Origin of the sequence: Vibrio sp. AIC-3 (genome assembly GCF_013114515.1) — a bacterium.
GTDB lineage: Bacteria > Pseudomonadota > Gammaproteobacteria > Enterobacterales > Vibrionaceae > Vibrio > Vibrio crassostreae_C.
This window is the reverse complement of the sequence record NZ_VTXG01000008.1, coordinates 165522-186502: the sequence shown is the minus strand read 5'-3', so window position 1 is coordinate 186502 and position 20981 is coordinate 165522. Positions and strand designations below refer to the sequence as shown.

The 20981-nt window shown below is 42.9% G+C and carries 17 protein-coding genes; 7 read left to right on the top strand and 10 right to left on the bottom strand.

What is annotated here, in order from left to right:
• Positions 1-146: 146 nt before the first annotated feature.
• Complete coding sequence (locus F0229_RS08470; RefSeq protein ID WP_171732633.1) at positions 147-515, top strand: DUF3693 domain-containing protein; 369 nt, start codon at positions 147-149, stop codon at positions 513-515.
• A gap of 175 nt (positions 516-690) precedes the next feature.
• Here the strand turns inward: F0229_RS08470 and yciH are convergent, their stop codons facing one another.
• Positions 691-1002, bottom strand: coding sequence for a stress response translation initiation inhibitor YciH (gene yciH, locus F0229_RS08465; protein WP_171732632.1), 312 nt, complete (start codon positions 1000-1002; stop codon positions 691-693).
• A gap of 3 nt (positions 1003-1005) precedes the next feature.
• Positions 1006-1374, bottom strand: a complete 369-nt coding sequence (locus F0229_RS08460; RefSeq protein WP_017060095.1) for a DUF3319 domain-containing protein — start codon at positions 1372-1374, stop codon at positions 1006-1008.
• A gap of 100 nt (positions 1375-1474) precedes the next feature.
• Here F0229_RS08460 and F0229_RS08455 point away from each other — a divergent pair, with 100 nt between their 5' ends.
• Positions 1475-2443 (top strand): tyrosine-type recombinase/integrase, encoded by a 969-nt coding sequence (locus F0229_RS08455; protein WP_102320805.1) that lies wholly within the window; start codon positions 1475-1477, stop codon positions 2441-2443.
• Between the two features lie 157 nt (positions 2444-2600).
• On the opposite strand, the gene F0229_RS08450 is transcribed toward F0229_RS08455, so the two are convergent.
• On the bottom strand, positions 2601-3596 hold the full coding sequence (locus tag F0229_RS08450; RefSeq protein WP_017064584.1) for a D-alanine--D-alanine ligase: 996 nt from the start codon (positions 3594-3596) through the stop codon (positions 2601-2603).
• A gap of 179 nt (positions 3597-3775) precedes the next feature.
• Complete coding sequence (locus tag F0229_RS08445) at positions 3776-4339, bottom strand: SPOR domain-containing protein (protein WP_017064585.1); 564 nt, start codon at positions 4337-4339, stop codon at positions 3776-3778.
• 216 nt (positions 4340-4555) lie between these two features.
• On the opposite strand from F0229_RS08445, the gene F0229_RS08440 reads away from it, so the two are divergent.
• Entirely contained in the window at positions 4556-7237 is a 2682-nt protein-coding gene (locus F0229_RS08440) for a bifunctional acetate--CoA ligase family protein/GNAT family N-acetyltransferase (RefSeq protein ID WP_171732631.1), read from the top strand.
• On the opposite strand, the gene F0229_RS08435 is transcribed toward F0229_RS08440, so the two are convergent.
• Positions 7229-8116 carry a LysR family transcriptional regulator gene (locus F0229_RS08435; RefSeq protein ID WP_171732630.1) on the bottom strand — a complete coding sequence of 296 codons (888 nt, stop codon included), beginning with the start codon at positions 8114-8116 and terminating at the stop codon, positions 7229-7231. The two genes, F0229_RS08440 and F0229_RS08435, sit on opposite strands and share 9 nt — an antisense overlap.
• A 224-nt stretch (positions 8117-8340) precedes the next feature.
• Here F0229_RS08435 and F0229_RS08430 point away from each other — a divergent pair, with 224 nt between their 5' ends.
• Complete coding sequence (locus tag F0229_RS08430; protein ID WP_171732629.1) at positions 8341-10473, top strand: TonB-dependent hemoglobin/transferrin/lactoferrin family receptor; 2133 nt, start codon at positions 8341-8343, stop codon at positions 10471-10473.
• A gap of 340 nt (positions 10474-10813) precedes the next feature.
• On the opposite strand, the gene galE is transcribed toward F0229_RS08430, so the two are convergent.
• The 4 genes from galE to F0229_RS08410 form a co-directional block, all read right to left on the bottom strand.
• Positions 10814-11827, bottom strand: coding sequence for a UDP-glucose 4-epimerase GalE (gene galE / locus F0229_RS08425; protein ID WP_017060088.1), 1014 nt, complete (start codon positions 11825-11827; stop codon positions 10814-10816).
• Positions 11828-11909: 82 nt separating this feature from the next.
• A complete protein-coding gene (locus F0229_RS08420; protein ID WP_171732628.1) occupies positions 11910-13886 on the bottom strand; it encodes a diguanylate cyclase in 1977 nt (658 codons plus the stop codon).
• Positions 13886-14422 (bottom strand): YfiR family protein, encoded by a 537-nt coding sequence (locus F0229_RS08415; protein ID WP_017060086.1) that lies wholly within the window; start codon positions 14420-14422, stop codon positions 13886-13888. The genes F0229_RS08420 and F0229_RS08415 overlap by 1 nt, the downstream gene beginning before the upstream one ends.
• Entirely contained in the window at positions 14412-16475 is a 2064-nt protein-coding gene (locus F0229_RS08410; RefSeq protein ID WP_171732627.1) for a TonB-dependent siderophore receptor, read from the bottom strand. Before F0229_RS08410 ends, F0229_RS08415 begins: the two co-directional genes overlap by 11 nt.
• A gap of 170 nt (positions 16476-16645) precedes the next feature.
• Here F0229_RS08410 and F0229_RS08405 point away from each other — a divergent pair, with 170 nt between their 5' ends.
• The 3 genes from F0229_RS08405 (at position 16646) to F0229_RS08395 (ending at position 19219) form a co-directional block, all read left to right on the top strand.
• Positions 16646-17389, top strand: a complete 744-nt coding sequence (locus F0229_RS08405) for a 5-oxoprolinase subunit PxpA (protein WP_017060084.1) — start codon at positions 16646-16648, stop codon at positions 17387-17389.
• Between the two features lie 134 nt (positions 17390-17523).
• The gene (locus F0229_RS08400) at positions 17524-18276 is read left to right on the top strand and encodes an allophanate hydrolase subunit 1 (protein WP_017060083.1); all 753 of its coding nucleotides are present in this window, start codon (positions 17524-17526) and stop codon (positions 18274-18276) included.
• Positions 18269-19219: a biotin-dependent carboxyltransferase family protein gene (locus tag F0229_RS08395; protein ID WP_171732626.1), complete on the top strand. Its 951-nt coding sequence runs from the start codon at positions 18269-18271 to the stop codon at positions 19217-19219. Before F0229_RS08400 ends, F0229_RS08395 begins: the two co-directional genes overlap by 8 nt.
• Before the next feature lie 180 nt (positions 19220-19399).
• Here the strand turns inward: F0229_RS08395 and F0229_RS08390 are convergent, their stop codons facing one another.
• Positions 19400-20854, bottom strand: coding sequence for an FAD-dependent oxidoreductase (locus tag F0229_RS08390; protein ID WP_171732625.1), 1455 nt, complete (start codon positions 20852-20854; stop codon positions 19400-19402).
• Between the last annotated feature and the right edge of the window lie 127 nt (positions 20855-20981).

Here is a 20981-nt window from a genome sequence, read left to right as displayed (position 1 = left end):
AAGCGTCAAGGGCAAACAGCCCAAACCTAGACAGCCAAATCAAGTGAGTCCTGATTTGTGTGTACTATAAGACACAGAAATCAGGACTGTAAAGACCGCTTTTTGTGGACTGACGGTATACAATTGAAGGAATTGGAGGGACAACCATGTACCAAAATAAACTGTTAGATGCCTATAAAGAGGCTCAAAACTACGTACAAGATAAGCAGATTGCGCACGACTTAGCGTTAAGTCGTCAGAAGATAAGTGCTATTAGAAGCGGAGCTCGCTATCTAACTGAAACAGAAGCACTTTTTATCGCTGAAAGAATTGGTTTGTCAGAAGAAGAAGTCTTAGTGTATTTGGCCGCTGACCGCAGCAAAAATCACAAGGCTCAACAGGCTTGGCAGAACATCGCAAAAAAGTTTAACGGGCTTAATATGTCAGGCGTTTCAATGGCTTGTGGTGGATTAGCGTTATGGATGATGCCCACTCAAGAAGCACTAGCCAACTGCGTATTATGTACGTTATGTTAAATAACTTGGGTTTTGATGTTTATAAGGCAGGTATCTTTGTGTGATGCCCTGCCTTTGTATTGTGCCGATATTCTCTAATTTATACTGTGTATTTAACCAAACTGGCTATTTACCATAAAATACCTAATAACCAGTGATAATAATCTTCGATTTTAACCCTGGTATTAGGTAGAGATTAACCGCCAGCAAATTTAACTTTGTAGCCTTTCTTTTCAAGGTGCGCTTTGATCTTGTCGCGCGCGTCACCTTGAATTTCGATGTTGCCATCTTTTACTGAGCCACCGCAGCCGCAAATTTTCTTGAGTTCTGCTGCCATTAGTTTTAATGGTGCGTCATCTAGGTCTAAGCCAGTTACGACAGAAACGCCTTTGCCTTTACGGCCTTTGGTTTCTTTTTGGATTCGAACGATACCATCGCCTTTAGGACGTTGGACTTTCTCTTCTTCAGGCTTAATGCGACCTGTTTCTGTTGAATATACTAGGCTCATAATTTACTTCTTTTGTTGCTCTGCTTTTTGTTTTGCGAGTAAGTAAGCTTCTATATGGCGTTGGATTGCAACCTTGCCGCCTTTGATTAAGCGACCGTTAAACATGCAATACCACGCATTAGGCTCACCGGTGTCATTCTTGATTTGGTAGCCGTTGAAGTTTTCAGTCGAGCCACCAGTTCCTCTCGACTTATTTAATGACATGAATTCTTTTGGATCAATAATAGATGCGGTATCAATCCACCAATCAATACTCTTTTTCACGGCAGCTAGGTTGCCCTGAATAACGTTGTTTTTTAACTTAGCACGCCAAACTGTGTTGTTAGCATCTATCGATTGAAGATGGACGCTTCGGTAAATTGAATTAGCCATATCTATTAATCATCTTTCTGTTTTCACTGCATTAATCATAAGTATACTAATAATGATATCAAGCATAATATGGTAAAAACACCTGTCGAGGTATGGTAATTTGAGAAAAAAAGTCCCTATTTTAACTGACTCTGTGATAATTAATTCATTTGTTGAAAAATTAAACAGCAACGCGACAATAGAAATTATAGATGAGTTGACAGGATTTCAATACTCTCGCAATTCACTGTTGGGCATTTACAGTGATTGGAATCGCTATCATGCGTTCTGTACCAAACATCGTATTAACACACTTCCCGCATCTATAACCGCTGTTCGTCGTTTTCTTGAAACGGAGTCTAACGATAGAAAATACGCATCGCTAAAACGTTACACTGCAACGCTTAGCATGTTACATACTGTGTTGAGCTTTGCTAACCCGATCAAGCACAGGCAAGTTCGCTTTACCCTACTCCACTTACAATCTCAAATGGCCGGTGACGCTAAACAAACCAATGCTATGACATCTGTGCATCTCACTGATTTGAACACGTTACTCTCCCATGAGAAAGCAAACCTGAAAGAGATCAGAGACATTGCTATTTATAACGTGATGTTCGAGTGTGCTTTAAAGCGCTCAGAGCTTAAGTTGTTATCGATGAGTGATGTTGAGTACGTTGAAGATCATTACCAAGTAACAGTCAAAGATTCGGCTTATCAGTTGTCACAAATAGCCAGTGTTGCACTTCAACGTTGGCTTTCGTTTACTGGTATACAAGATGACTTGCCAGTATTTCGTGCGATAGACAAGCATGAGAATATTGGTTTGCAGCCTTTAGATGATTCGTCCATCTATAGGATATTGAGAAGAGCTAGCGACTTACTTCAACTGCCAGAAAATCACCATTTCTCTGGAAATTCGATTCGTGTTGGTGCTGCACAAGAGTTGTCGAAACAAGGTCTTAAGGTTAGAGAGATTCAGGACTTTGGTCGCTGGCTTAGCCCTGCCATGCCAGCCCAATATGTGGGTTTCACGGGAACGGCTGAGAGTGAGAAGATGAAGTTTAAGGCGCTAATACCTTGGCAATAAACGGTTCGTAATTACTTGGATATTGTTACTTGGATATAAGTTGTGGCTAAATGATAGATTCGTAAAAAACGGCTAGCTTTAAAAACAAAAAGTGCCTTGGCGAAAGCTTAAGGCACTTTTGGGTTCAGCTCTAAGTGAACGAAAACGAGTTAGAAACCTAAGAAAGGCTTGTTCTCACGCAGTTTTCTAAGAACTGGCTGAATTTGTGGCCGTCATGCTCAACCATTTTAGGGAACATGGAGATTGGCGTCATACCTGGGAAGGTGTTCACTTCGTTCAGGTAGATCTCGTTGTCTTGCGTTAAAAAGAAGTCGATACGAGACAAATGACGAAGCTTCATCTGGGTGAAGACTTTTCGTGCGCTGTCTGCAATCAATTCACGCTGTTCGTCAGTTAAATTACTTGCTTCAACTTCAGTGATCGAGTGGCTGTCTGCACTGTACTTCTCTTCGTAAGAGTAAAATGCGCCATTCGGTGCAATCACCTCACCCGGCTTGCTGATGTGTAGCTCGCCATCGATTTCATAAGCAGCAATTTCTAGCTCTCTAGGCACCACTGATTTCTCAACCAATACTTGGTCCGAGAAAGTGAACGCCTTGTTGATAGCCTCGCTTAAATCTTCTACTTGGTTAACTTGGTAACAACCTACAGAAGAACCTTGACGAGCCGCTTTCACAAACACTTTACCCCACTTTTCAAATGCTTGAGTTGCTTGTGAGTGAGCTTGATCATTGTTGTCTGATAAGAACAGGTACGGCGTGTTTGGAATACCAAGTGCGTCGTACCAAAGCTTTGACGTGATTTTGTTAAAGCTGTTGTTGCTTGCTTCTGGACCACAACCTAGGTATGGAATTTTAGCCATTTCAAACAGTGATTGAATGTCACCTGTTTCACCTGGGAAACCGTGTATGCAAGGCACAATGAAATCGACTTTAGATGCTAAATTGTCACCGCGTAAGGTTTGGTCGTTAATATCAAGATAAACCAATTCACCTGAATCAAGACACCAGCCTTCGTTCTTAATTTCAACTCTTACAACGTTAAAATCTGCAACGCTATTAAGTTGTTCAAAAAGGTAATTGGCTGAAACTAAAGATACTTCATGCTCTGAAGATCCACCGCCGCAAAGTAGAAGGATGTTTGTGGTGTTCATGGGTAAATTCGGTCCTTGAAACTAGGAGTACTGACTTCAATGATAAACAAAAGTCGAGATAGGTACAGTGTTTTGATTGTTAAAATTGCGTTCGAAAGATCGAGCGATTAACTATTAAACAAAACAGCGAGTCTTAAAACAAAAGAAGGAGCATTTGCCCCTTCTTTATGAATCAAAACTTAGTTCAACTTGTTAAGCGTTGGGTATTCAGAGTTCTTGATGTCATCAATGCTTTTAACGAACGGCTTCAAGTTTTGGAAAGTGTTCGGCAGTGTTGAGATTGCCTTTTTAGCTTCTAAGCGTGTTGCGTAGTCACCATAAAGTACCGTGAACCACTTAGTGCCGTTAACCATTTTGTAGTTTTCCCAAACTGGCTGAGAAGTCGTAGGTAGCATTTTCACGAAAGAATCGACTTTACTTTGGCTGCCAACAGCAACAACTTGAACTGTGTAACCAAAACGCTGGTTCATGTCTTGTTGTTTCTTCGTTGGTCCTGTCACTACTGCAACTGGCTTAGCTTTAGTCGTTTGAGTGACTTTCTGTTCAACAGGTTCAGTTCTGATCACGTTGACAACGTTTTCTTCAACAACGCCTGTTTGCTCAGATTGAGATACAACTGGAGCTTCAACTTTGGCCGTCTTGTACTCTTCTTGATAACTATCTGAAGTGACATTGGTAACGTAGTCGTCAGATACACACGCAGCCAAGAGCAGTGGCAAAGTCACAATTGCAAATTTTTTCATGGAAAGCTCTATATCCTTAATAATAATTACTATAAATCATGCCGATACGTCGGTTTAGAATCAAGTTAACTTTGGGATTATACACCATTAGTGGGTGACCTATTTCACAAACTTTATGCAGTGTTTGCTTATTCATCTGAATTCGGTGAATTTGCCATCAACCTGTGAGTGCAAAGTAAGTTACGATGAACTTACGTGCATTGCTAGGATATGTCTATGAATCATCTTGATCCCCTACTTAAACCCCGTTCAATCGCTGTTGTTGGTGCTTCTCAACGAGAAACACGCGCAGGATATATTGTTATGAACAATTTGTTGCATGGGGATTTTAAAGGTGCGGTGATGCCGGTTACGCCGAAATATGATTCAGTGGCCGGTGTGCTTTCTTACAAGAACATTTTGTCGTTACCGATTGTTCCTGACCTCGCAATCTTGTGTACCAATGCGACCCGTAATGTCGCTATTTTTGAAGAACTGGCTGAGAAAGGTATAGCCTCTGTCATTGTGCTTTCTTCAGACATGCAGCAAGAAAGCGATAATGGTGAGACGTATGATGAACGATGCCTAGCGATTGCCAAAAAGCACAACATTCGAGTGTTGGGTTCCAATAGTTTGGGGGTGATTGTTCCTTGGTTAAATTTGAACGCCTCATTCTCTCCAGTGACAGCACTACCCGGTAAGATCGCCTTTGTTTCTCAGTCGGCAGCTGTGTGTACCACTATTCTCGATTGGGCTAATGACAAAGAGATCGGTTTTTCGGCGTTTATCTCTATAGGCAATGGTAGCGATATCGAATTCTCGGAGTTATTGGATTATCTCAGTACCGACTCTCACACCGAAGCGATATTGCTTTATGTAGACAGCATTACTGATGCGAGGCGCTTTATTTCTGCAGCGCGTGCGGCTTCGCGTAACCGACGAATTTTGGTGTTGAAAGGCGGTCGAACGGCGAAAGGCAGAGCCGCAGCAATGGCTCACACTGGCGGTGCCGACACATTAGATATTATTTATGATTCCGCAATCCGACGCAGCGGCATGCTACGAGTTAAGAACTTACATGAACTGTTTGCTGCGGTAGAAACACTGACTCATTCAGTACCATTGCGAGGCGAGCGCTTGGCTATTGTTACTAATGGTGGCGGCCCTGCGATTATGGCTGTGGACACCCTATTTGACCGCGGTGGTAAGCTCGCAGAGTTTTCAGAAGAGACACTTGATAAGTTGAACAAGGTTTTGCCATCGAGTTGGTCTCATAGCAATCCTATCGATATTGTCGGCGACGCTGGTGATCAACGTTATATCGACACTATAAACATCTTACTCGATGGCGATGAAGCAGACGCGATTCTTATCATGCACAGCCCTTCAGCGGTCGCACATTCCGCTAAAACGGCAGAACGAATTATTGAAGCGATTAAGAAGCACCCTCGCCACAAGCGCTTTAACATCCTGACGAATTGGTCTGGTGAGCTAACAGCAAGGCCCGCACGAAAGCTGTTTACCGAAGCGGGTTTCCCAACTTATCGGACCCCTGAAAGCTCTGTGGTCGCATTCATGCACTTAGTCGAGTACAGACGTAACCAACGTCAGTTAATGGAAACGCCGACCACTGCAGAAAAAGTACACATTGAAGATCTAGCAGATGCGAAAGGTTGGATAGAAAGAAAACTACTGAATAAAGATACAGTTAGCCTTGATACTCACCAAAACAGTCAGTTTTTCAAGAGCTTCAACCTCGATGTGTTACCAACTTGGATCGCTTCTGACCCAAGTGAAGCGGTACACATCGCTGAAACGATCGGTTATCCCGTCGCAGTAAAATTACGTTCGCCGGATATTGCACATAAGTCAGACGTACAAGGCGTGATGCTCAATTTGCGAAACAGCAGTGAAGTTGCCAATGCGGCTCAGGCAATTCTCGATCGTTCTCAATTATCCTTCCCTACAGCAAACATCCACGGCTTGTTAATTCAAGGTATGGCTAAGCTCGCGGGCGGCCAAGAGTTGCGTATTAAGGTTACAACAGACGAAACCTTCGGCCCAATCATATTACTTGGACAAGGTGGTTCGGAGTGGGATGAGTCGATTGATGCCGCAGCTGCTTTTCCACCGCTCAACATGACACTGGCGCGTTACTTGATTATTCGAGCGATAAAAAGCGGCAAGATTCGTCTACAAAAACTCCCTAACCCCATCGATATAGAAGGTTTGTCTGAGTTATTGGTACGTATATCGCAAATGGTAGTGGATTGCCCTGAAATACATGATTTGGATATCCATCCAGTACTGGCCAATGGTGACAAGTTCACGATATTAGATGCCGATATCATCTTGAAAGCGTACGAAGGCGATCCACAGGAACGTCTTGCGATTCGCCCTTATCCGGTCGAGCTTGAAGAACGTATCCAGCTAAAAGATGGAACCGAAGTGTTGTTACGCCCTATTCTTCCCGAAGATGAACCGCTTCATGCTGACTTCATTAACCGTGTGTCTAAGGAAGATCTCTATAAGCGTTTCTTTAGTGATGTCGGTGAATTCAATCATGAGGCGTTGGCGAATTTCACTCAGATTGATTTCGATAGAGAAATCGCCTTTGTGGTCGTTCGCGAGGAACAAGGCGTTCCAGCGATCATCGGCGTGTCCCGTGCGCTGATTAACCCTGAGAACACAGACGCCGAATTCGCAATATTGATTCGTTCTGACCTTAAAGGTGTTGGTCTAGGTCGCATTCTTATGACCAAGGTTATCGATTACTGCCGTGCGAAGCAGACCAAGCAGATGTCGGGTATGACGATGCCAACCAATAGAGGGATGCTGACACTAGCTCAAAAGCTCGGTTTTAAGCTAGATATCAGTTTTGAAGATGGTACTGCAGATATGGTGTTACCGTTACTTTAACGCCCATGTCTTTTTAAGATGTTGGATACACCAAGACTTGGCGTCGCCCATTTTGTTGCGTCGCCAAACCATAACAATATCGATCGGTTGTGGTTCTGTACCGGAGATCTGCTGTAGTACGCCAGATTCAATCAAAGGTTTAGCGACACTATTCGGTAAGGTGCCAATCCCTAGTCCTGATGTCAAAGCCTCTACTTTCGCAGGAAAGCTTGTCACGGTTAAACGTGGCTGTTTCTCTAGAATATTGATGCTTAGTGCTGGCTGATCGCGTGCGGTGTCTGCAATGGCAATAACCCTGTAACTTTCTCTCGCCTTCTGATCGAATTCACCAGAACGCTTGTGAACATAGTGGCTTGATGCCGCGACCCACACCATCTCCATTTTACCAATTACGTCACTTTTCATATCGTTTGGAATTGTATCGAGCTTAGGGCATATCAATAAGTCAGCACGACCATCTGTGAGAGATTCCCAACAACCCGCTAAGATTTCCTCTTGCAAACGAACGCGTGTTTTACTGATTTTTCCTAGTTCATCTACCAGTGGGAAAAAGTTAGCAATCGGGATAATGCCATCAAAGGCGATGGTCAAATCGAGCTCCCAACCATTGGCTAGAATGCTTGCCTCGTTAACAAGACGTTCTGTAGCTCCAAGAATGATTCTACCTTGCTCAAGTATCAACTGACCCGCTTCCGTAAAATTTGCACGGTGGCCTGAGCGGTCAAAAATCATGATGTCTAGATCTTGTTCAAGCTTCTGTATTTGATAGCTGAGTGATGAAGGCGCTCTGTCCATTTCATTGGCCGCGGCGGCGAAACTTCCACGTCGGTCGATGGCGTCTAGGATGTGTAACGCTTCAAGTGTTATTGGACTATGCATAGCTTTCCTACTTTATAAATGAGACTTGAATCACAAAAACAGAAGCATTCAGACTGTGAATGGAACTGTAAAAGTCTTTTTAATACAGATATTTAAGAGTATTAATTATGAGTTAGTTGATAAAATTGAAAATTATTTAAATGCAAATAATAGTAATTATCATTTAGATCCAATATTATATTTCGCAAATCAAGATAATACTATGGAACTAAGGTAACTATCAGATGTATAAGCAATCCCTGCTCTCTGCTTCAATCGTTTTAGCGCTTTCATCAACATCAGCCTTTGCTGAAGATTATGCCCTATTTGACGAGGTTGTTGTATCTTCGACTCGTACTAATCAACAACTTGAAGATGTTGCTGCGTCGGTAACTGTGATTAACGATAAAGATATCGAAAAAAACATGGTTACGGATGTAGAAGACTTATTTAAGTACACACCAGGTGTCACGGTGACTACGAATTCCCGCCAAGGGATTCAAGGTATTAACATTCGTGGTATGGAAGGTAACCGAGTAAAGGTTATCGTTGATGGAGTATCACAAACTAGCCAATTTACTCCAAGTGGTACTCAGTCATATAACTTCATTAACTCTTCACGCATTGATGTCGATACGGATATGTTGAAGTCTGTCGAGATTGTTAAAGGTGCGGCTTCTTCTCTGTATGGTTCTGACGCGATTGGTGGTATTGCTGCGTTCGAAACAAAAGACCCGAGTGACTTTTTAAAAGACAAAGACTTCGGTGGCCACGCGAAGTTCAACTACTCTTCATCTGATAATACCTTTAGCGAATCGGTTGCTTTAGCAAATCGTATTGGCGACCTAGAAACGTTAGTTGCTTATACTCGCAGAGACGGTGAGCAAACTGATAACTTTGGTACACCTGATGAGCAAGATACTCAGAACAGCAACTTGTTGGTTAAGCTTCAGTACCAATTAAACGAACAACACCGTTTAGAGTTTTCTGGTAACTTCATTGAGAATTCTGGTGATACCGATTTAAATAGTGCAAGTTACACCGACTACACTGGCGAAGACACAACTAGCCAACAGCAAATCGGTATCAAACATATTTGGGATGCTGACCTAGCGTTTGCAGATACTATTACTTGGCAAGCTGACTGGCTGAGCAAAGAAGAGAATGGCGTAACTAATCGTACTTCTAATGGCGGTATGTTCCTACCTCCGGCAGGTAATGTTCAGAAAAAGGACTATATCTACGAGGATGAAGGTTATCAATTTGATGTGCAATTCGATAAGTTCTTCATGACGGGTAATGTAGAAAACTACTTTATCTATGGCGCTTCATATTCGGACAAAGACATTAAAAACGTTAATAACGAATATAACTCCATCAGCGCAGACCAAGTTATTTTCTACATCCCTGCCGCATCTGAAAGAAAATATGGATTCTTTGCTCAAAATGAAATGACGATCGGAAATTGGATGATTACTCCGGGTGTTCGTTTTGATGGTTTTGAAACTGATCCAGGTGATACAAGTCAAAACCCAAGTGGTAACCCAGAAGAGTCTTATGCAAAATATTCAGACTCAGCTGTTACCGGACGTTTGGGTACAACTTACACGCTTAATGATGAAAATAAGATCTTCGGTCAAATCAGCCAAGGCTTTAGAGCTCCTGATTTCCAAGAGCTTTACTACTCATTTGGTAATCCTGCTCACGGTTATTTGAATGCCCCTAACCCTGACTTAGAAGCTGAAGAAAGTATTTCATACGAGTTAGGTTGGCGTCATAACACAAATTATTCATCAAGCGAAATCGCTATCTTCTACAGCGATTATGATAACTTTATTGATAACGTAGCAGTTAGTGGCTCAGCCACTCCGGCCGATCCAACAATATATCAGAATGTAAACATTGATGAAGCCGTAATTAAAGGTATCGAAGCGTCAAATACACAGTCTTGGAATAGCTTCATGCCAGTGAAAGGTGTTAGTACTCGTGTTTCTGCAACGTATACTGAAGGTGAAGATGGCGAAGGTAATCCTCTTAACAGTGTAAACCCTTGGAACGCTGTCGTTGGTTTTAACTATGATGCTCCTTCAGCACTATGGGGTACATCACTTAACATAAGCTACACAGCAGGTAAGAAGTCTAGTGATATCAACAGCGATGGTTTGAATGATGAAATTCTACCAATTGATTCAGCAACTGTAGTTGACCTAACAGCATACTACTTGCCGATGAAGGATCTTACGCTTAGAGCAGGTCTCTTCAACGTTACGGATGAAGAGTACTACTCGTGGAATGACGTTCGTGGATTCTCACAAGAAGATAAAGATTACACGCAAGCAGGTCGTAACTGGTCAATTACAGCTAAATACGAATTCTAATTCGTTAAAAAACTGAATTGCAGATACTAAAAAGCCAGCTAAATGCTGGCTTTTATTATTTCACTAAAAAATTGTATAAAAAAGGTAATAAGTGAAATTACTTCTCTGCCATCTCTTTTTTAACCATTACTGCAGCAGCAACGATGAAAGTGATGATTAGGCCTAGTTCCATGATTAACTCCAAAGAAAATTAACATTAAACATATAATTCGCGAGCATAATAACACAGCGGATACAGAATGATACTTTTTAACCACTAATTTACTTTTTATTCGATTAAGATCAAAAAAGATGCCCGAAAGCATCTTTTAATTTTTGAATCATTCACGAAACCACTAGGTTAACCAGGGAATCCATTCGGGTTTGTTGACTGCCAGCGCCATGTATCTTCGGTCATTTCAGCCAATGTGCGGCTTGCATTCCAGCCCAGTTCTTTCTGAGCTTTAGCTGGATCTGCCCAACACTCTGCGATGTCACCAGGACGGCGTTCAACTAGCTTGTAAGGGATCTCTTTACCGCTTGCTTGTTCGAATGCTTTAACCATGTCTAACACACTTGAACCGTTACCCGTACCAAGGTTGTAGATATGAAGACCGTCTTTGCACCCTACTTTCTCAAGCGCTGCGATGTGGCCATCAGACAGATCCATTACGTGGATGTAATCGCGAACGCCAGTCCCGTCTTTTGTTGGATAATCGCTACCAAATACAGATAGGAATTCACGGCGGCCCACTGCTACTTGAGAGACAAATGGCATTAGGTTATTTGGGATACCTTGCGGGTCTTCACCTAGCTCACCACTTGGATGTGAACCTACAGGGTTAAAGTAACGCAGCAGTGTAATGCTCCAATCAGGATTGGCTTTTTGGAAATCGGTTAAACACTCTTCAACCATTAGTTTACTACGACCATATGGGTTGGTAGCGCTTGTTGGGAAGTCTTCAGTAATTGGCACACTTGCAGGATCACCGTATACCGTTGCTGAAGAGCTAAATACCAAGGTTTTTACACCCGCATCACGCATTGCATCAACAAGAACTAAAGTGCCGTTTACGTTGTTGTCGTAGTATTCAAGAGGCTTTTCCACAGACTCTCCGACGGCTTTCAGACCAGCAAAATGGATAACCGCTTCGATGTTGTGTTGCTTCATAGTTTCAGTCAAAAGCGCTTTATCACGAACGTCACCTTCAATGAAGTTGGGACGAACGCCCGAGACTTTTTCGATGCGCTCTAGAACGCTTGGTTTGCTGTTGTACAAGCTATCAAAAAGTACAGGTGTCATACCTGCGTTGATCATCTGGATACTTGTATGGCTACCAATGTAACCCATGCCACCTGTAACTAAAACATTCATGCTTAGCAGACCTTTTAATTAAAAATATTCAACCTATCACTTATGATACAACAACTTAGGGTGAGCTCACAAACACCGGTGCCTATTTACCCTCACGAGCGAACATAAACTGACCTTTTCCTTTGCGTTTCGCTTGGTACATAGCCTCATCAGCAACCTTTAGAATCACGTCAATATCACGCTCTGAGCCATCAACTAAATTGATACCTAAGCTCGCCCCAACATGAAGTGAACGCTGTTTATAATTCACTTCTTGCCCGATCAGATCCAACAATCGCTCGGCTAACTTCGCTAATAAGACTTTGTTTGTCTGTTTAATAATAAGAACAAATTCATCACCCGACAAACGTGCAACCAAATCCCCCGCTCTTACCTGAGATAATAACCGGTTTGACACTTCTTTAAGGATTTCGTCACCCGCATCGTGACCATAGTTGTCATTCACTTCTTTGAAGCCATCCAAATCCAAGTAAATAACCGCAAAATGCTGATTTGAATAGTGGCTCGACGTGACAACATCATCCATAACCTTATACAGCTGCGCTCTATTCGCTAATCCGGTTAATGCATCGTGATGAGCCAAGTGTTCGAGTCTTTCCATCTCTTTAACGTTGGATAAATCAGACAGCGTTAATACCATATCAAACTCGTATTTCTCGTTGTCTGAGGCAATTCGATTCACTTTGACAAACATTGGAACTAACGTGCCGGACGCGCTTTTCTCCCACACTTCGCCTTGCCATTGACCATAGTTGTCTAACGAACTGCGAATTGTCGGCATCAATGATGAAAATTGCTGCCACGAAAATACTTCAAATGGTGTTTTGCCCACCAGCAGATCAGAGTGATAACCGAGAAGTTGTGTGATCGCCGGGTTAACCATGGTTATCACATTGGATGAGTTGAGCACGATCAAGCCGTCTTTACTGTTTTCGAAAACACCCGCAGCAATACGTTGGCGACTCATGGCCGTTTCTATGTCGGTGACATCTTGGATTGCATAAAGAATACGACCATGTTTTGTCAAAGAACGACTGCTCACACGAAGCCAGCGTTTTGATTGAAAGAGATCGGTGGTTTCCAGCAATTCGTCATTAAGTTCAATATTGGCATCAATAACATCTTGTAAGTAACCCGTTTGCTTGGTCGCGATCAACTCTTGGATCAACAAATTCTCAAGAAAGGCTTCCGAGCATTTAAAAATATCCCGAGTAGCTGCGTTCGCATGAAGAATGAGCCCTTTTTCATCCACCACCAACAAAGAGTGCTGAACGGTTTCAATGACCTCATTTGCGAATGATTTTTCTTCTTGTAACTTGTCTAACGTAAAATTGATTTGGTTATCGCGATGTTGAAGCCTTTCTAACATGGTATTGAAAGCTCGAACCAGATCGCCGATTTCATCGCGGTTCGTTACGACTAATTTAGGCTGCTTCGAACGACGCTCAACAAAGGCTTGCATCGCCTCATTGAGGTCAAACATCGGTTCGATAATCAAGCGTTGCACCAATTTGACCACTACTCCGCCTAACATCACCAGAAACAACAGGTAGACGACCGCAACCTTGAAAATATTCGTTAAGATCGAATTAAACGTCTCTTTCGATATTGTTACTCTCAAGTTCGCAATCACTGCGCCATCCAGTGTCACTGGAACGAGCAAGAAGATGAAATGCTCAGAGATGGCAAATTGATGATCGGCGATATCGTCTAATTCTTCTGCGTTTGGCCTTGGAACCAGAGTGTTGCTCACCTGATAGCTGGCAAAAAGCTGTTCGTTGATGTCATAGAGCTTCACTCTAACAATATCTTTATCTGCGATGAAAGCTGACAATATTTCCTGAGCCGATGACTTGTCTTCAAATAAAATCGCGGCTTGCAAGTTATAAGCAACACCTTGTGCTAGCACTTTAACACGCTGAATAAGACTCTCTTTCTCTCTCTCAAACGTGACAGTGTAATTTACCGATTGGATCGTGACAAAAGTGACTGCGATGAAGATGATAATGGGTAATATCAGCTTGTTTTTAATCGATATGTTATTAATGAAAGACAACATTATTGGCCCTCCACTATAGCGATTCGTAACAGGTTCGAGCCAATGACGTAGTCACCGCGCCTTGCGTTCTCTAGATTGATCTTAGGTTTGAGCTTATTATCGATGTGCGTGAGTTCAATGATTCCACCTAAGTCCGTAAAGTTAGGGATATCACTGATTGTCACAGTATGTGGCGAGTGCTCTTGACTAAGAAATTGGTCATTTTTACGGTCAGACAAATACGTAATATCACACTTAGAAGTAATCGACTGTTGAACTCGGATAGCGAGCGAACGAATAGATTTCCCCTCGGTAATTGACGTTAGCACTTGGCTTACCTTTTCATCGCCAATCACACAAAAGTTCACAGCGTTCATTGAGCTTTCATCATTCCAACGTATAAAATTCGCAATTCTAAAAAGGTACACCGCTTTCACTTCATAAGGTTTGAAGCTAGCAGCTGAGGTGTTCAACGGCACAATAAGCATCGTTAAAGCCGCTAAGCCTAGTTTAGATAAGCCGAGCTTAATGCGGTGCTTAAGCCATTTAGAATTCATGAGAGATCCTCACATACACCGATTCTTGATTGACGCTTTTCTGAGATGTGAATTCAGCTTGATAGCCGTCACTCTTACCTATATTTTCAACAACCACTTCAATTAAAGGTGCTGCGGACGATTTTTTCCATGCGAGACGCGCATCAAAGGTTATTTCATGTGGGTAAGACTGCCATTTATATTGAGTGCCATCGCCTGCTACCCAATAGTCTGGGTAATTCACATTAATGTACTGGCCTATCACATCGAATTGCCAACTTTCGGTGATATTCCACATCAACTGTGCCGTGGCTAAATGTTCATTATCAATATCGTAATAAACACTCGTTTGAGGACTAGATTTCAGGTCATCACCTTTATTCTCACCTTCCAATGTCATATAGGCGTAACTCAGGTAACTGGCTAAATCTGCGGTGAGTTGGTAACTCGCGCCTAACTCTAAGCCATAAGTTTTTGCTTTATAATCATCAGACAACGCACCGACATAGACATGATTCGCAGGGATATCATTCGGGTCATAGCTGTGAAAGCGAAGGTTGTCATGTTCACTCAGATAAATCGTTGCATCGAGTTCGAAATTTGAATTGTTTGAGTAGCGATAACCCATTTCCGCCGTTACGACACTCTCTGTTTCAAGACTCGAGCTAGATTTATATACATCTAGGTAGCTGTTGTTTGAGTCAGCATTGTAACTATTGAAATAATAGGTGGAATTGGAATCCATATAAGATGGTGCAACGACCGCACGGCTAAGCCCCGCCCATACGGAGTGACGTTGGGTGAACTTATATAAACCACGCAATTGAGGTGAAAGCTCAGTTGATTCATTCTGTGTAAAGTGTTCAACCTTGGCACCAAGAGTAATAGACAGCGCTTCCGTCATTTGAATTTGAGACTGTATAAAAGCGTTCGCAATGTAATCGTTGGCAGATTGGATGTTGTAAGCTCGACCGTAGTAATCAGGGTTGTACCAATCCACGTCCGAAACTTGGCTTGAGGAGAAATCAAGATACATATATCGCAGGCCACCACCAAGTGTTAGCTGATGGCTTTCCGATAGTTGGTTGATATAAGTAGAGTCAAAATCAAGGGTCGAATAGCTTCCCGGAGCGTCTGGCGCATTATCCTCATTATATTCACCCCATAATGAATATGAGAGAGTCGAACTTTCATCAAAATAGCGAGAGTCGTTGAATTGGACATAAACAGATTGGCTCTTGTTATCGAAATCATTAGCTTGTGATCCGACAAACGAACCTGAGTTATCATATTGGAACGTATATAACTCCGACTCATAAAAGCTTTTCTCACCACCAATACGTAATGACCAATTTTCATCAGTATGACTTGGCTGAAACACCATCCCTGCCGTTTGTGCTTTCCATTTTTCAGATTCGTTTGTGCGATACGTGGGTTCTTCTCGGTACTTATAAAAGGCACGAGCATTCACACTGTCGTTGAGGCTTAATCCCTGACGAACACTAAATTCGTAGTTATCAGTATTAGACGCAACACCGGAGAGATAAGTCCCCTGCGTATCATTGGCAGACTTAGTAATGATATTGACAACACCATTAACCGCGTTACCTCCCCAAATTGTTCCGCCGGGGCCTTTTAGTACTTCGATGCGTTCTATGTCGGAAAGCACATAATCAACGTCGCTCCAATACGTACCGCCATAGACTGGGCTAAACAAGCTTCGTCCATCCATCATCACGAGCATCTTGTTATATAACCCATCATGAAAGCCGCGTGTTGAAACAAACCATGAGGTTTCGTTGAATTTGGTGACTTTGAGTCCGGGTACAAGCGTTAGGACTTCTGCAATGGTTTTCGCGCCACTGCGCTGAATTCGCTCATTAGAAAGTACGTACACCGACGAGGGAATGTCAGTGAGTTTTTGTGTCACTTTCGAAGCCGTTTCCATTTCAACATCTAACATAGACAACTCTTCAAGGCTCATCGACATGAGCTGGTCTAGAGAGTTTTCTTGAGCAGAGACAAAAACAGGTATCGTTAATGCTAGTCCTAAGCAAACCTGGCGGGATATCATGTGCTCACCTAATATACAGATAGATATTAATCCTTTAATCAATAGTTCAACTATATATGAAATGCCATACTGGTAAATCTACGGTGTCGAAAGTTTGAGTTAGGTCACTGTTTATTTATGGTATTTATAAGACCGTCATTACTTACCTCAACGTAAAGGATTAGCACCACGTGACAACGAAGATTTTGCTTAATTGCGACATGGGAGAAAGTTTCGGCAATTGGAAGATGGGCGATGACGAGTCGGTCATGGAATGGGTCGATATGGCAAACATCGCTTGTGGCTTCCACGCGTCTGATCCGCACGTTATGTCCAAGACGATAAAACTGGCGCAGCACTATCACACCCAAATTGGTGCTCATCCCGGTTATCAAGATCTCGTTGGTTTTGGTCGCCGTTCTATTCCACACACCATGGACGAAATCAGTGAGCTGGTTTGTTATCAAGTCGGTGCATTACAAGCCCTTTGCCGCTATCACCATACCACTGTTGGCTATGTGAAACCTCATGGCGCTCTTTATAACGATATGATGGCAAACATTGATGTGTTCAATGCGGTAGCCCAAGCCGTCGCTGAGTTTAACATCCCGTTGATGATTCTCTCTTCATCAGACAATCAACAGTATTTGGATATTGCTGACGACCATGACTTGCCTCTCTTGTTTGAAGCGTTTGCCGACCGTGCTTATTTAAATAACGGACAATTAGCGCCACGTACTCAAAAAGGCTCGGTTTACGTCAATCAAGACGATATCTATAACCAAGTTATGCAAATCATTAACTATGGCTCGGTTACGACTTTAGAGGGCGAAAGACTGCCTATTGAAGCTGATACTATCTGTGTTCATGGTGATAACCCTCAATCCATCGCATTAATTAGAAAAATCAGACAAGACCTCAACGCTTTTAATTAGTATGAAGCGTGTGATTGGTATGACGCATGGTCTAATCGCTCGTGAGATCTAATTTATTTGTATTGGCTTGGACACGGAAGTGAGACACGCCAAGTAAGCTAGAAAAGGCAAGATAACAAACGTATGGAAACGAAATGACGACGAATCAGATTGAATTCAATATAGCGCCAGTCGCGGAATGCAGCGTTTTGGTGACCTTGACGCTATCGCCTTCAAATAATCAATCTAGCGCCGAATATGCGCAATACATAGCTCACTTTTCCGATGCCATTCGCCAAAACTTAGCATCGGTGTTGATGAATGTGACACCGGCTTACCAAACAATATTGGTCGATTACCTCCCTTATCGAATATCAGAACAGCAGCTCATTGAACAGCTCAATAATTTGTTGAGTCATGCTCTGTCGTCCTTTTCTAGTGTTAGTAAAACTCGCGATACGATTGAGCTTCCTGCCTATTACTCACCAGAAACGGCGCTCGATTTAGACCGATATCAAAACAAAGGCCTGTCGCTCGACCAGATAATTCAACATCACACCTCACAGACATACAGCGTCAGTGCGATTGGGTTCACGCCTGGCTTTGCCTTTATGTCGGATGTGGTTAATGAGCTTGCCTTGCCCCGTCACTCCACACCCCGCTTAATTGTGCCCAAAGGCAGTATCGCCATCGCGGATACGAAAACAGCTGTGTACCCTTCGGATTCACCGGGCGGTTGGAATATTATTGGCAATTGCCCACTTCCGTTGTTCGATCATAGCCAGTTGAAGAACGCCGATATCACGCAAAGACCACTGTCTCTGCTTAATGTTGGTGATACCGTCCGTTTCATAGCGATTTCAAAAAAAGAATTTGTAGAGTTGGGTGGAGGCATCGTAAATGGCTAAGACAAAAACTAAACCAACACTGACAGTGATTAAGCCCGGCCCGTTGAGTTTGATTCAAGACTTTGGGCGATTTGGTGTTGCTCATCTTGGATTAACGCAAGGTGGACCGGTTGATGACTACTCTTATAGCTGGGCTAACCATCTATTGGGCAACCCAGTCAACCAAGCGGCGTTGGAAATCACGCTTGGGCAATGTGCGTTGAGAATCGATTTTGATTGCGAGATGGCACTATGCGGGGGTGATTTACAAGCGAAACTCGATGGTAAACCACAGGCTAACTGGAGCACTTTTCAAGCTTTTAAGGGGCAAGTTCTCTCATTTGGTTTGCCTAAAAATGGTCTAAGGGCGTATTTAGCCATTAAGGGCGGTTTCGATGTTCCATCAACTCTTGATAGCTGCTCTACAGTCACTCGTGAAAAGATTGGTGGATTAACGCAAGATGGCGAGCCATGCCAGCAAGGGCAACAAATCGCTTTTACCCAACACCAACTCTCTCATCCATTTAAAGCGTTGAGTGTTACCTTCCGATACACGCCTGATTACAATCTACCCGTGAACCTACGAGTGATTGAAGGCTATCAAAGCGAGCTATTCTCCGAGTCAGCAAGAGAGATTTTGTATAACGCGCAGTATCACGTTGACCAAAACTCTAATCGGATGGGTTATCGACTCAGTGGCGAGCCCGTAGACTCGCCTGACATTTCGCTATTGTCAGAAGGCATTGCCCTAGGTGCGATTCAAATTCCACAAGATGGACAGCCTATCGTGCTGCTTAATGATAGACAGACCATAGGTGGTTATCCGAAGATAGGATGTGTCGCCAGAATCGATTTACCACGCTTGGCGCAAGCAAAACCTGGACATGCGATATCGTTCAGCAAGGGCGATCGCTTGGGCTTACAAGATGTTTGGTGCCAATGGGCTCAGTTTTTCGGCTATTAGTTTTTGCGATGTGTTATGTGCTAAATGCTATGTAGCTGAGAATAATCAACTAGGAAGATGTCATTTAGATGAGGTTCGGTATCTAAGCAGATGTTGAAATGAAGATTCGGCTTACCTATTACAGTAAGCCGAATTGAAGAAATTAAACGCAGTCGATGATGATAGACTAATTATAGGCTATTAAGCGTGATCTTGACCTGACACCTTGGCAAGCGCTTCTGGGTATCCACGTTCTTGTGTCAAATCTATCGCTCTGTTTTCAATATCATTTAGATTAAGTGACATTGTCACTGAGTGTGTGTCTTCAATAGATGCCGCCTCTGATACATCAAACCATTGCTCAGCGACCTTTTGTGCCGCTTCTAATGTTGAAGAAGCTTTTACTACTTCAAGTCGAGCATAGCGATCCCCACAGAATGAAACGTCTGAAGCTCTTAAGCTTGGATCGGTTCCCGGAATCTGTTGTGCACCAAACAAAGGTTTACCACCGACCAATGCAGAACTGAAACTTGGGATGAACTGAGACATATGCGTTATTGCCGCGCGAGTTCTTAATTCAAGCTGCTCTTCACTCCAACCTGATACGATTTTCTTAAGAAGCTTAGAAGGCAGCTGAGGCTGTGATGAATCGGTTGACGATGAAACAAGCCCACCCTCAAACAGAGTAATCCCTTCTGTCATACCGTGAAGTTGGAACACACCATCAGCGTAGGGCGTTAATTGCGCCATGCCTTGCGGTGTGCCTCTCGGGCCATGGAAGATAACCTCTGGCCACTCTTCCTTACATTTTTGCGAATACGGCCACTCTGTAACGTATGCAGCTTTAAACTCAACAAGTCTTTGCTGCTTAGAGCCAACAAAGTCATCTACGATACCCGTTTCAAACCCACTCGCATTAATCAAGTAATCGGTCGTTAGTTGGCAGCTTTGGTTTTCGGCATCGGTATAAGTCAAAGACCAACCTTGACCTGTCGACTCAACAGATTGTAATCGGCTGTTGGTTAACACAGTACAGTTAGCTTGTTGCCCCAAAGAGAGTTGAGCGGTCGCAGAAAGTCGGAATACGCTCCAGCCATACTCTTGGACCATCGCAACAGGATACTTTAGGGTCTCTAAATCCGTATGCTTGGCGAAAGGAATACACCAATCATCAAGCGATGTTGGTTTCAGAGGCTGTGTTTTCGCAGAAAGTGCTAATAAATCTTCTTTGCTGTACAGCTTATAATACTCTTCCGGATCACCGAGCACTTGGTTGCTTTTATCTTGTTTAACAAGATCGGCATAAGCGCTTTTGATTATCTTGAGACGAGGAAGCAGATCCAACGGCTCTCCACCATCACTGTGCGGAACGGCGATGATTGTCGGACGAATATTGATCGTATGAGGGAATAAGCGGACGGTATCAATTGACTGTGTGAGCAATTGAAGACACTGCTCTACAGAAATATCTCGATACAAATTGCCGCCAGCGTGCAGGTGGCAAATTGGTGGACCATTAACCAAACTCGGCCCTTTTTCTAAGATAGTGACCTTAAAACCCAACTCACTAAAGTGAATCGCGCTCGTTGTTCCGGCAATACCACCACCAACAATGGCAATAGAAGGTTGATTTGTATCCGTTTTGTTGTGGTTCATCGTGTTCTGTAGAATAAGATTAACTGCCTCTATTCTACTTTTGTTCTGCAATGAATTAAAACACATTTTTATCAAGGTCTTAGATAGGCGGGATTTAATATCTATGTAAAAAACATAAATAATCTCT